The organism is Pseudomonas sp. 2FG, from assembly GCF_005502935.1.
Taxonomy (GTDB): Bacteria; Pseudomonadota; Gammaproteobacteria; order Pseudomonadales; family Pseudomonadaceae; genus Aquipseudomonas.
Genome location: NZ_SCMP01000005.1, coordinates 235,908 through 248,694 on the forward strand (window position 1 = coordinate 235,908; position 12,787 = coordinate 248,694).

Consider the following 12,787-nt stretch of genomic DNA (forward strand, 5'->3'; position numbering starts at 1 on the left):
ATGAAACTCGCCTCTCTGAATCAAGGCCGTGACGGCGTGCTGGTCGTGGTCTCCCGCGACCTCAGCCGTGCGGTGAAAGTCCCGGCGATTGCTGCGACCCTACAGGCGGCACTGGATGATTGGGCGGCCAAGCGCCCGCAGCTGGACGCGGTGTACCAGCGGCTGAACGATGGCCTGGAAGCCGGCGCCTTCGCCTTCGAGCAGAGCGCCTGCGCCAGCCCGCTGCCGCGCGCCTATCACTGGGCCGATGGCAGTGCCTACGTCAACCACGTCGAGCTGGTGCGCAAGGCCCGTGGCGCCGAGATGCCGGAATCCTTCTGGCATGACCCGCTGATGTATCAGGGCGGCGCGGACAGCTTTATCCCGCCCCACAGCCCGATTCGCATGGCCGACGAGGCCTGGGGCATCGACCTGGAGGCCGAGCTGGCGGTGATCACCGACGACGTGCCGATGGGCGCCTCGGCGGCCGAAGCGGCCGCGCACATTCAGTTGCTGATGCTGGTCAACGACGTGTCGCTGCGCAATCTGATTCCCGGCGAGCTGGCCAAGGGCTTCGGCTTCTACCAGAGCAAGCCGTCCTCCAGTTTCTCGCCGGTGGCGGTGACGCCGGACGAGCTGGGCGATACCTGGCGCGAGGGCAAGGTGCATCGGCCGCTGGTCTCGCAGATCAACGGCCAGCTGTTCGGCCAGCCGGATGCCGGCGTCGACATGACCTTCAACTTCCCGACCCTGGTCGCTCATGCCGCCAAGACCCGGCCGCTGGGAACCGGCACCATCATCGGCTCCGGCACCGTGTCGAACTATGACCGCAGCGCCGGTTCCAGCTGCCTGGCCGAAAAACGCATGTTGGAAATCGTCGAGCACGGCGAGGCGAAAACCCCGTTCCTCAAGTTCGGTGACCGGGTGCGTATCGAGATGTTCGACGCCCATGGGCAAAGCATCTTCGGCGCTATCGAGCAGGCGGTGGAGCGTTACGAGGCGTAGGGTGGATGTCGTTTTTCACATCCACCAATGGGTGAACGAGCATCCGGTGGAAAACGCTTCGCGGTTTTCCACCCTACAGCACTGACAAAGGACGAAAACCGATGTTGACGCTCTATTCCTACTGGCGCTCCAGCGCCGCCTATCGGGTGCGCATCGCGCTTAACCTGAAGGGGCTGGCCTACCAGCAAGTGCCGGTGCATCTGGTCAAGGATGGCGGCCAGCAGCATGCGGCCGACTACCTGGCGCTGAATCCGCAGGGTTTGGTGCCGCTGCTGGTCGATGGCCAGACGAAGATCGCGCAGTCCCTGGCGATTCTCGAATACCTGGAAGAAACCCACCCGCAACCGGCACTGCTCCCGAGCGATCCGGCCCAGCGCGCGCAGGTGCGCGCATTGGCGCTGCATATCGCCTGCGATATCCACCCGCTGAACAATCTGCGGGTGTTGCAATACTTGTCCGGCACCTTGGGGGTTGAGAACGAGGCGAAAGACACCTGGTATCGGCACTGGGTGGACGTCGGCCTGGCGGCCGTGGAGCAGGGACTGCTGTGCTTGCCCGGTCGTCTGTCACTGGGCGAGCGGCCGGGCTATCTGGAGGCCTGCTTGATTCCGCAGGTATACAATGCGCGCCGTTTTAACTGTGACCTCAATGCGTACCCGCGCATCCTCGATCTGGTCGCCCGCTGTGAATCCCTCGATGCGTTCAAGAACGCCGCTCCGGAGGTGCAGCCCGACGCTCAGTAAGGGGTCCGCAACTAACTGCAAAGGCTTACCCGCCTTGCTGAATTCCGCCGCACCACAAGCGCGGCGGGTCCGATCCCGTCACAGATAAAAACAAAAGGTGACGTCCCAATGCAGCATGACACTCCTCACTCAGGCGAGCTCAAACGCGGCCTGAAGAATCGCCATATCCAGCTGATCGCCCTCGGTGGCGCCATCGGCACCGGTTTGTTCCTCGGCTCGGCCGGGGTGCTCAAGTCCGCCGGCCCGTCGATGATCCTCGGCTACGCCATCTGCGGTTTTATCGCCTTCCTGATCATGCGCCAGCTTGGTGAAATGATCGTCGAAGAGCCGGTAGCCGGCTCCTTCAGCCATTTTGCCCACAAGTACTGGGGCGGTTTCGCCGGCTTCCTCTCGGGCTGGAACTGCTGGGTGCTGTACATCCTGGTGGGTATGTCGGAGCTGACCGCGGTCGGCAAGTACATTCATTACTGGTGGCCGGATGTCCCGACCTGGGCCACCGCGGCGGTGTTCTTCGTCATGGTCAACGCGATCAACCTGGCCAACGTCAAGCTGTTCGGCGAGGCGGAGTTCTGGTTCGCCATGATCAAGGTGGTGGCGATCATCGGCATGATAGTGCTCGGCTGCTACCTGCTGTTCAGCGGCGCCGGCGGCGAGCAGGCCGCGGTGAGCAACCTGTGGGAACATGGCGGCTTCTTCCCCAACGGGCTCGAAGGTCTGGTGATGGCGATGGCCTTCATCATGTTCTCCTTCGGTGGCCTGGAGATGCTCGGTTTCACCGCGGCCGAGGCCGACCAGCCGAAAACCGTGATCCCGAAAGCGATCAACCAGGTGATCTACCGCATTCTGATCTTCTACGTCGGCGCGCTGGTCGTGCTGCTCTCTCTGACTCCCTGGGATGCCCTGCTGCAGAGCATCAACAGTGCCGGTGACCCCTACAGCGGCAGCCCGTTCGTCCAGGTGTTCTCGCTGCTGGGTAGCGATACCGCCGCGCACATCCTCAACTTCGTGGTGCTCACCGCCGCGCTGTCGGTCTACAACAGCGGCACCTACTGCAACGGTCGCATGCTCCTGGGCCTGGCCGAGCAGGGCGATGCGCCGAAGTCGCTGGCCAAGGTCGACAAGCGCGGCGTGCCGGTGCGTGCGCTGGTGCTCTCGGCGCTGGTGACCTTCCTCGCCGTGGTGGTCAACTACCTGGTGCCGCAGAATGCGCTGGAACTGCTGATGTCGCTGGTGGTGGCGGCGCTGGTGATCAACTGGGCGATGATCAGCTATTCGCACCTGAAGTTCCGCCAGCGCATGGATCGCGATGCTGTGCGCACGGGGTTCCGTGCCTTCTGGTACCCCTTCGGCAACTACCTGTGCCTGGCCTTCGTGCTGTTCATCCTCGGCGTCATGCTGCTGATCCCTGGGATCCAGGTGTCGGTCTACGCGATTCCGTTCTGGCTGGTGTTTATGTGGGGTTGCTACCGCCTCAAGCTGTCCAAAGCTAAAGCCACGGCGGATCTGTTCGGCGCCAGTTCGGCAGTCGAGTAACCGCGCAACAGTCGGCAGGTACTTGATCGGTACGCTAAACAACAAACCCGGCTATTAGAGCCGGGTTTGTTGTTTCAGCAGGGCGGGATTGTGGGTTGGGTTGGATTGGATGAATGCTTGCGCAGGCGCTCGGGTTATCCTGGCCGCCTCTTTCCTTTTATGTGCTTTCGTCATGCTGGTGATTTCCAACAACGTCCATCTGCCCGATGCCGAGGTCGAGCTGAGCGCTATCCGCGCCCAGGGTGCCGGTGGGCAGAACGTTAATAAGGTCTCCAGCGCGCTACACCTACGTTTCGACATCAACGCCTCGTCGCTGCCGCCGTTCTACAAGGAACGCCTGCTGGCGCTGCGCGACAGCCGCATCACCGGCGATGGCGTGGTGGTGATCAAGGCGCAGCAGTACCGCACTCAGGAACAGAACCGCGCGGACGCGCTGGAGCGGCTAAAGGAGCTGATTCTGAGTGCCGCCAAGGTGGAAAAAGCCCGCCGTCCGACCAAGCCAACCCTGGGCTCGAAGAAGCGTCGGCTGGAAGGCAAGAGCCAGCGCGGCTCGATCAAGGCCGGGCGCGGCAAGGTGGATTACTGAGTTTGTCGGTAGGGTGCATTTGCCCGCAGGGCAATGCACCTCGGGCTGTGTGGTGGCGGTGGATTGCCGCGTTGCGGCGAATCCACCCTACGGGCTCGACCGTGCGCCGGGAGGTAGGGCGGACATACCGCTTGCGGTTTGTCCGCCGCCTTGAGCGGTGGACAAGGCCGACGCCATGTCCACCCTACGTCGGATCAGTCGCAGACCTGGGCGATGGCGCGGGCCAGGTCGTCGAGCCGGCTGGCATCGATCCCGGCCACGTTGGCACGGCCGGAACCGACCATATACACGCTGTATTCATCGCGCAGCCGCTGCACCTGCTGGGGCGTGAGGCCGGTGTAGGAGAACATCCCGCGCTGGATGCCGATATGTGCAAAGCGTTCGGCCAGGCCATAAGGCTGCAGGGCTTCGACCAAGCCCAGGCGCAGTTCGGCGATGCGCCGACGCATGCCTTCCACTTCATCGACCCAGAGGGTTTTCAAGGCCTGGTCGTCGAGGATCTGCGCGACCACCGCAGCGCCATGGGCCGGCGGGGTGGACCACAGGTTGCGGGCGGTGGAGGCCAGCTGGCTGCGCACATCCAGTAGTTTTTCCGCATCTTCGCAGCAGACGATCAAGGCGCCGGTGCGTTCGCGGTAGAGGCCGAAGTTCTTCGAGCAGGAGCTGGTGATCAGCAGCTCCGGCAGTTCTTGGGCGAACAGCCGTACCGCCCAGGCGTCGTCGTCCAGCCCATCGCCGAAGCCTTGATAGGCGAAGTCGATCAGCGGCAACAGCTCACGGGCGCGCACCACCTCCAGCACCCGGCGCCAGTCGTCGTGCGACAGGTCGAAGCCGGTCGGGTTGTGGCAGCAGGCGTGCAGCAGCACCACGTCGCCGAGCGGCAACTGGCCGAGGGCGGCGAGCATGGCTTCGACGTTCAGGCAGTTGTCGCTGCCGACGTAGGGGTAGTGACCGACCTTGAGCCCAACTGCGGCAAAGATCGTTTCGTGGATCGGCCAGGTCGGGTCGCTCAGCCAGATGCCACGGCCCGGCAGGCAGCGGGCGATAAAGTCCGCCGTCAGGCGCAGAGCGCCGGTGCCGCCCGGTGTTTGCGTGGCGCCGGCGCGCTGTTCGCGCAGCAGTGCGGAGTCGCCACCGAGCACCAGTTCGGCCAGGCGAGAGGTAAACAGCGCATCGCCATGACCGCCGATGTAGCTCTTGGTCGTTTCGCTGTCGACCAAGCGCTGCTCGGCCAGCTTCACCGCGCGCAAAATCGGCGTATGACCCTGGGGGTCTTTGTACACGCCAACCCCGAGATCCAACTTGGCCGGATTGCTGTCGGCGCGAAAGGCCTCTATCAGGCCGAGAATCGGGTCGCCGGGCACGCGGGAGATCGCGTGGAAGTGTTTCACTTGCGCCCCTCCGCGGTTTTCGCGACCTCGTCGGTACGGGCGGCCATGATGAAGTCGTTGCGGTGCAGGCCTTTGATCGAGTGGCTCCACCAGGTCACGGTGACCTGGCCCCATTCGGTCAGCAGGCCGGGGTGATGGCCCTCTGCCTCGGAGATGTCGCCGACGGCGTTGGTGAAGGCCATGGCCTGCTTGAAGTTCTTGAACAGGAAGAGCTTTTCCAGCTGCATCACGCCGTCACGAACCTCGATATTCCAGTCCGGAATCTGCCGCAGCAATTCGGGCAGTTCGGCATCGCTGACTTGCGGGGCTCCGGCTTGGCAGGCTTCGCAGTGGGCCTGATTCAGAGCGGAGGGGGTCAAAGCGGTCATGGTGGGTTCCTTCTTGTAGGCGTTTGCTGTCTAGGTAGTCTAGGTAGTCTAGGTAGGCTGGGTAGAGCGTAGCGAAACCCAGCTCGATGCTATGCGCTGGGTTTCGTCGCTACGCGACTCTACCCAGCCTACGTGTCCAGGTATTCGTGTCCGGATATCGTTCAGGCCGCCTGTTTCGGCGGGAATTTCGCCGGGTGCAAACCTAGCTGCATGGCTTTGGGCACCATCGCCATGATGTCCTCATGGGCCAGTTCGAACAGCCGCTTAAGCTCCGGCAGCACGAAATACAGCGGTTGCAGGATGTCGATGCGGTAAGGCGTGCGCATCGCTTCGATAGGGTCGAAGGCCTGGTGCTCGGGCTGGTCGGACAGGCAGTAGAGCGTCTCCTTCGGTGAGGAGAGGATGCCGCCGCCATAAATTTTGCGGCCCTGCGGAGTGTCGACCAGGCCGAACTCGATGGTCATCCAGTACAGGCGGGCGAGGTAGACGCGTTGCTCTTTGCTGGCCTGGAGGCCGAGCTTGCCATAGGCGTGGGTGAATTCGGCGAACCAGGGGTTGGTCAGCAGCGGGCAGTGGCCGAAGATCTCGTGGAAAATGTCCGGCTCTTGCAGGTAGTCCAGCTCCTCCGGCGAGCGGATAAAGGTGGCGACCGGGAATTGCTTGCTGGCCAGCAGTTGGAAAAAGGTCTCGAACGGAATCAGCGCCGGCACCCGCGTCACGCGCCAACCGGTGCTGGCCTCGAGCACCTTGTTGATCTCGCCGAGTTGCGGGATGCGCTCATGGGGCAGGCCAATCTGCTCGATACCGTCCAAATACTCCTGACAGGCGCGGCCTTCGATCACCTTCAACTGGCGGCTGATCAAGGTGTTCCACACCTGATGCTCGGCTTCCGGGTAATGGATAAAACCGTGCTCGTCGGGTTGGCGGGCCACGTACTGCGTGGTTTTCATACGGTCTCCTGCGCGGTCGCAATGCCGCAGCGCATTGTTGTTGTGTTGACCTAGCAATACCGCAGAGCGTTGCGCTGCGCAGCCGGCTAGCGGCTCGGGTCGGCAGGGAATACCGATAAATTCGTAAAGATATAGTTACGATCTTGGCGATGTTGCGGATTTCAGCCTTGCTGGTGCGGCCATCTGTCACATATTCTTGACGAAAATCTGCGGTGATTTTGCGAAAAAAGCACCGCCAGCCCGCCACCAGCAGCGATAACAGGGCGTTTACGATGAGAATCAAAGTCCACTGCCAGAACCGCGTCGGCATCCTGCGCGACATCCTCAACCTGCTGGTCGAGTACGGCATCAACGTCGCCCGTGGCGAGGTCGGTGGCGAGCAGGGCAACGCCATCTATCTGCACTGCCCGAACCTGATCAACCTGCAGTTCCAGTCGCTGCGCGCCAAGTTCGAGGCGATTCCCGGCGTGTTCGGGGTCAAGCGCGTCGGCTTGATGCCCAGCGAGCGCCGTCATCTGGAGTTGAATGCCTTGCTCGGCGCGCTGGATTTTCCGGTGCTGTCGATCGACATGGGCGGCTCGATAGTCGCGGCCAACCGTGCGGCGGCGCAGTTGCTGGGGGTGCGGGTGGATGAGGTGCCGGGGATTCCGTTGTCCCGCTACGCCGAAGATTTCGACTTGCCCGAGCTGGTGCGGACAAACAAGTCGCGGATCAATGGCCTGCGGGTCAAGGTCAAGGGCGATGTGTTTCTCGCCGACATCGCCCCGCTGCAATCCGAGCACGACGAAAGCGAGGCCCTGGCCGGCGCGGTGTTGACCCTGCACCGCGCCGACCGGGTCGGTGAGCGCATCTACCATGTGCGCAAGCAGGAGCTGCGCGGCTTCGACAGCATCTTCCAGAGCTCGAAAGTCATGGCCGCGGTGGTGCGCGAAGCCCGGCGGATGGCGCCGCTGGATGCGCCGTTGCTGATCGAGGGCGAGACCGGCACCGGCAAGGAGCTGTTGGCGCGCGCCTGTCACCTGGCCAGTCCGCGCGGGCAGTCGCCGTTTATGGCGCTGAACTGCGCCGGGCTGCCGGAATCCATGGCCGAGACCGAGCTGTTCGGCTACGGTCCGGGCGCCTTCGAAGGGGCTCGTCCCGAGGGCAAGCTCGGCCTGCTGGAGTTGACCGCGGGCGGCACCTTGTTCCTCGATGGCGTCGGCGAGATGAGCCCGCGCTTGCAGGCCAAGCTGCTGCGTTTCCTGCAAGATGGCTGCTTCCGGCGGGTCGGTAGCGACGAGGAGGTGTACCTGGATGTGCGGGTCATCTGCGCGACCCAGGTGGATCTCTCCGAGCTCTGTGCCAAAGGCGAGTTCCGCCAGGATCTCTACCACCGCCTCAACGTACTCAGCCTGCATATCCCGCCGCTGCGCGAATGCCTGGATGGGTTGGCGCCGTTGGCCGAGCACTTTCTCGATCAGGCCAGCCGGCAGATCGGGTGCCCGCTACCCAAGCTGGCGCCGAAAGCCTTTGAGCGACTCAATCACTACCACTGGCCAGGCAATGTACGGCAGTTGGAGAACGTGCTGTTTCAGGCGGTTTCGCTCTGTGATGGCGGCACGGTCAAGCCCGAGCATATCCGCCTGCCGGACTATGGCGCGCCGCAGCCGCTGGGTGATTTCTCCCTCGAGGGCGGGCTGGAGGCGATTCTCGGGCGTTTCGAAAAGGCCGTGCTGGAGCGGCTCTATGCCGAGTACCCCAGCAGTCGTCAGCTGGGCAAGCGCCTCGGTGTGTCGCATACCACCATCGCCAATAAGTTGCGTCAGCATGAAGTGGGTAAGGTCTGAGTCGCGCAGCGGTCGGTAAGGCAACTTGTTGTTACAAATGATAGGACGTATCATTCGCCTTCGGTTTTTCGTTGTAGGGAATGCATAGTCATCCCTGATAAAAATAAGGTTAATGCAATGCTTAAAATGCTACTCGTATACGGCCATCTGCTCGCCACTTGTATTGCCCTGGGGCGGGTGCTGCAGGCCGATCACAAGCTCTGGGGTTGGCGCAGGGAGGCGTTGGATCAGGCGCAGCGTGAGTATCTCGAGGAAACTCAGAAGATCGTCACCCTGGCGCTGCTGGCTCTTTGGGGAAGTGGCCTGCTGTTGGTGCTCCAGGGTTACCTCAATGAGGGGGCCACGTATCTGCTCAATCAGAAGCTCTGGGCGAAGGTGACTGTTGTTGCGCTGCTTAGCCTGAACGGCGCGTTGCTGCATCGAGTCGGTTTCCCCCTGCTGCAAAAGGCTCCCTTCGTCTTGTTGCACAGTTCCGCCCGTACCCGCCTTGCTCTCTTGGGCGCGCTCTCCATGAGCGGCTGGCTATTCGCCGCTTTCCTGGGCGTGGCTCGAGCGTGGAATCATGTGTTGCCTTACCTGTATGTGATGGGCACTTTTGCGGTGTTCTCGTTGCTGGCCTGCGCCGTGGCTTTCACAGTCGCCAGTGCGGCGGGTGCTGTGGGCGAGGAGGAGGGTGAGCGGTCCGCTGCTTCATAGGCTGTCCGTCTAGGCCGAACAGGGATGCAGCGACACCGTCTGGAACCCGTTCTTCAGGGCGCCAGTGTCTAGGTGTTTCTCTCTCGGAATGATTGACTGGGCGACCTTAGGGTCGCCCTTTTTAGTTTGGGGCTCGCAGGGCGCCAAGCTGATTTGTGAGCGGCCGTGGCTGCGATGCTGGGGCAAGGGCGCGTGGGCGCGCCGCCTACCGGGTGCTACGACTGGTAAGACCATGGTCGAATGGTTATTGAGGGACGCAGCAGCTACAAAAGGCGCCATAAAACAACAACTGCCCGCTGAGGTATTTTCCGATGAGTGCTGCTTCCCTGTATCCCGTGCGTCCCGAGGTGGCGGCTCAGTCGCTGACCGATGAGGCCAGCTACAAAGCCCTGTACCAGCAATCGGTGATCAATCCCGATGGCTTCTGGCGCGAACAGGCGCAGCGCCTCGACTGGATCAAGCCCTTTAGCAAGGTCAAGCAGACCTCTTTCGACGACCACCACGTTGATATCCAATGGTTCGCCGACGGCACCCTCAACGTCTCGGCCAACTGCCTGGATCGGCATTTGGCCGAGCGTGGCGATCAGGTGGCGATCATCTGGGAAGGCGACGACCCCTCGGAACACAAGCACATCACCTACCGTGAACTGCACGAGCAGGTCTGCAAATTCGCCAACGCCCTGCGCGGCCAGGACGTGCATCGCGGCGATGTGGTGACCATCTATATGCCGATGATTCCGGAAGCGGTGGTGGCGATGCTCGCCTGCACCCGTATCGGTGCCGTGCATTCGGTGGTGTTCGGCGGCTTCTCGCCGGAAGCGCTGGCCGGGCGGATCATCGACTGCAAGTCGAAGATCGTCATCACCGCCGATGAAGGTCTGCGCGGCGGCAAGAAAACACCGCTGAAAGCCAACGTCGACGACGCGCTGACCAATCCGGAAACCAGCAGCGTGCAGAAGCTCATCGTCTGCAAGCGCACCGGGGCCGACATCAAGTGGAACCCGCATCGCGACGTCTGGTACGAGGAGCTGATGGCGGTCGCCTCTAGCCACTGCGCGCCCAAGGAAATGGGTGCCGAAGATCCGCTGTTTATCCTCTACACCTCGGGCTCGACCGGCAAACCGAAAGGCGTTCAGCACACCACCGGCGGTTACCTGGTGTACGCCGCGCTGACCCATGAGCGGGTGTTCGACTATAAGCCGGGCGACGTTTACTGGTGTACCGCGGATGTGGGTTGGGTCACCGGCCACAGTTACATCGTCTACGGGCCGCTGGCCAATGGCGCGACCACCTTGCTGTTCGAGGGCATTCCGAACTACCCGGACGTCACCCGCATTTCCAAGATCATCGACAAGCATAAGGTCAATATTCTCTACACCGCGCCGACCGCCATCCGCGCCATGATGGCCCAGGGCGATGCGGCCGTGCAGGGCGCCGACGGCTCCAGCCTGCGTCTGCTCGGCTCGGTCGGTGAGCCGATCAATCCGGAAGCCTGGCACTGGTACTACAACACCGTGGGCCAGCAGCGCTGCCCGATCGTCGATACCTGGTGGCAGACCGAGACCGGCGGCATCCTCATCAGCCCGCTACCGGGCGCTACCGCGCTCAAGCCGGGTTCGGCGACGCGGCCGTTCTTCGGCGTGCAGCCGGCCCTGGTGGATAGCCTCGGCAACCTGATCGAGGGCGCGGCCGAGGGTAACCTGGTGATCATCGACTCCTGGCCGGGCCAGGCGCGCACCCTGTACGGCGACCATGAGCGCTTCGTCGACACCTACTTCAAGACCTTCAAGGGCATGTACTTCACCGGCGACGGTGCGCGGCGCGACGAGGACGGTTATTACTGGATCACCGGTCGGGTCGATGACGTATTGAATGTGTCGGGGCACCGTATGGGCACCGCCGAGATCGAGAGCGCCATGGTCGCCCACCCGAAAGTGGCGGAAGCCGCGGTGGTCGGCATGCCGCACGACATCAAGGGTCAGGGCATCTATGTCTACGTCACCCTCAACAGTGGCGAAGAGCCGAGCGAAACGCTGCGTCAGGAACTCAAGCAGTGGGTGCGCAAGGAAATCGGCCCGATCGCCGCACCGGACGTGATCCAGTGGGCACCGGGGCTGCCAAAGACTCGCTCGGGCAAGATCATGCGCCGCATCCTGCGCAAGATTGCCACCGCCGAGTATGAGGGGCTCGGCGACATCTCCACCCTGGCCGATCCCGGTGTGGTGCAACACCTGATCGACACACACCGCAGTATGCAGGCCGCCTAAAAGGCAGCTGTTACCAGGCCCTGCTCCAGTCACAAGCTGGGGCAGGGCCTTTTCGTTTCGGCCTTGGTGGTTGTCTCGCAGTCTGCCGACTCGAGCCATAAAACGCCGATTGATGGGGATTGATATCGGCTTTATGGGCTGGCTTGCACGGCTGAGCGAAGGGCTTGGTGGACGTAACACGCTGGGTAACAGCGCGCACTTTGGCGGGGTGTACGGAAACAGCTTGCGCTGTTTGGCTGCTTGTTTAGGCTGGTTGAGAATCTTTAGATGTGCTGAAAGTGCCGAAATATAAGGGTTTTGCAAAATATGGCGCGATTATTGCCTTTGTCATGGGTTATCAATTCTTTCTGGTGCTCCAGGTTTTAGAGTGCCTGTCAATATGCCTGGCAAGGCTGCCGGAGCCTTTTGTAACTAGTTGTCGCATTGGAGAAATATCGGCTTTTGGGCTGTCGTTAGAATGCCGCTCACCCAGCCGTAGCCTCTTGCATGCCGCCTAGCGCACTGCAAGGACGGTGACTCTTTCTATACTTCACGGACGGCCTGGGCGATCTCCAACTCTGCCAACAGAAGCCACACCCACTCGAAGGAGTCATAAGATGAAGAAGATCGCGCTTCTCGGCGCCCTGGCGCTGTCCGTCCTGTCGTCGCTGGCCATGGCCGACGATGCCAAGCCGCTGCGTATCGGTATCGAGGCGGCTTACCCACCTTTTGCCAGCAAGACGCCAGACGGCGCTATCACCGGTTTTGACTACGACATCGGTAACGCGCTGTGCGAAGAGATGAAGGTCAAGTGCCAGTGGATCGAGCAGGAGTTCGATGGTCTGATCCCAGCTCTGAAAGTCCGTAAATTCGACGCCGTGCTGTCCTCGATGAACATCACCGAAGACCGTCTGAAGTCGGTGGACTTCAGCAAGAAGTACTACAACTCCCCCGCCAGGCTGGCGATGAAGACCGGCGCCGTACTGAACGACCCGTTGGTCGATCTGAAAGGCAAGAAGGTCGGTGTGCAGCGCTCTTCCATTTACGACCGCTATGCCAGCGAGACCTTTGCTCCGGCGGGCATCGAGGTGGTGCGTTACAGTTCGCAGAACGAAGTGTTCCTGGATCTGGCCGCCGGCCGTGTAGATGCCACCCTGGCCGATGCCGTGAACATCGACGACGGCTTCCTCAAGACCGATGCCGGCAAGGGCTTCGCGTTGGTCGGCCCGGCTATCACCGAGAAGAAATACTTCGGTGAGGGCGCCGGTATCGCGGTGCGCAAGGGCGACAAGGCGCTGGCCGACAAATTCAGTGCGGCCATCGATGCGATCCGCGCCAATGGCAAGTACAAGGCCGTGCAGGACAAGTACTTCCAGTTCGATATCTACGGCGAGTAATCGCTTTCTCTGAAGGTGGCATAGCCGGGGGGGGTAGTTGTAGTACTTCTTGCTGAAGTCCACCGAC

The 12,787-nt window shown here is 62.0% G+C and carries 11 protein-coding genes; 8 read left to right on the plus strand and 3 right to left on the minus strand.

Features of this window, described 5'->3' with window-relative positions:
• From FFS13_RS07745 to arfB, 4 genes are all read left to right on the plus strand, one after another.
• Positions 1 to 984, plus strand: coding sequence for a fumarylacetoacetate hydrolase family protein (locus FFS13_RS07745; protein ID WP_137818509.1), 984 nt, complete (start codon positions 1 to 3; stop codon positions 982 to 984).
• Positions 985 to 1,085: 101 nt separating this feature from the next.
• The gene (maiA, locus tag FFS13_RS07750; RefSeq protein WP_137818510.1) at positions 1,086 to 1,727 is read left to right on the plus strand and encodes a maleylacetoacetate isomerase; all 642 of its coding nucleotides are present in this window, start codon (positions 1,086 to 1,088) and stop codon (positions 1,725 to 1,727) included.
• Between the two features lie 108 nt (positions 1,728 to 1,835).
• Complete coding sequence (locus FFS13_RS07755; RefSeq protein ID WP_137818511.1) at positions 1,836 to 3,260, plus strand: amino acid permease; 1,425 nt, start codon at positions 1,836 to 1,838, stop codon at positions 3,258 to 3,260.
• A 172-nt stretch (positions 3,261 to 3,432) separates the two neighbouring features.
• Positions 3,433 to 3,846 carry an alternative ribosome rescue aminoacyl-tRNA hydrolase ArfB gene (arfB, locus tag FFS13_RS07760; RefSeq protein ID WP_137818512.1) on the plus strand — a complete coding sequence of 138 codons (414 nt, stop codon included), beginning with the start codon at positions 3,433 to 3,435 and terminating at the stop codon, positions 3,844 to 3,846.
• Between the two features lie 194 nt (positions 3,847 to 4,040).
• On the opposite strand, the gene FFS13_RS07765 is transcribed toward arfB, so the two are convergent.
• The 3 genes from FFS13_RS07765 to phhA form a co-directional block, all read right to left on the minus strand.
• On the minus strand, positions 4,041 to 5,237 hold the full coding sequence (locus tag FFS13_RS07765; protein ID WP_137818513.1) for an amino acid aminotransferase: 1,197 nt from the start codon (positions 5,235 to 5,237) through the stop codon (positions 4,041 to 4,043).
• Positions 5,234 to 5,605, minus strand: coding sequence for a 4a-hydroxytetrahydrobiopterin dehydratase (locus FFS13_RS07770; RefSeq protein WP_137818514.1), 372 nt, complete (start codon positions 5,603 to 5,605; stop codon positions 5,234 to 5,236). Before FFS13_RS07770 ends, FFS13_RS07765 begins: the two co-directional genes overlap by 4 nt.
• 161 nt (positions 5,606 to 5,766) lie before the next feature.
• The gene (gene phhA, locus FFS13_RS07775) at positions 5,767 to 6,555 is read right to left on the minus strand and encodes a phenylalanine 4-monooxygenase (protein WP_137818515.1); all 789 of its coding nucleotides are present in this window, start codon (positions 6,553 to 6,555) and stop codon (positions 5,767 to 5,769) included.
• Positions 6,556 to 6,827: 272 nt separating this feature from the next.
• Here phhA and FFS13_RS07780 point away from each other — a divergent pair, with 272 nt between their 5' ends.
• From FFS13_RS07780 to FFS13_RS07795, 4 genes are all read left to right on the plus strand, one after another.
• Positions 6,828 to 8,381 (plus strand): sigma-54-dependent transcriptional regulator, encoded by a 1,554-nt coding sequence (locus tag FFS13_RS07780; protein ID WP_137818516.1) that lies wholly within the window; start codon positions 6,828 to 6,830, stop codon positions 8,379 to 8,381.
• A gap of 117 nt (positions 8,382 to 8,498) precedes the next feature.
• A complete protein-coding gene (locus tag FFS13_RS07785) occupies positions 8,499 to 9,077 on the plus strand; it encodes a hypothetical protein (protein ID WP_137818517.1) in 579 nt (192 codons plus the stop codon).
• 311 nt (positions 9,078 to 9,388) lie between these two features.
• The gene (acs, locus tag FFS13_RS07790; protein ID WP_137818518.1) at positions 9,389 to 11,344 is read left to right on the plus strand and encodes an acetate--CoA ligase; all 1,956 of its coding nucleotides are present in this window, start codon (positions 9,389 to 9,391) and stop codon (positions 11,342 to 11,344) included.
• 596 nt (positions 11,345 to 11,940) lie between these two features.
• The gene (locus tag FFS13_RS07795) at positions 11,941 to 12,720 is read left to right on the plus strand and encodes an ABC transporter substrate-binding protein (protein ID WP_137818519.1); all 780 of its coding nucleotides are present in this window, start codon (positions 11,941 to 11,943) and stop codon (positions 12,718 to 12,720) included.
• Positions 12,721 to 12,787 lie beyond the last annotated feature (67 nt).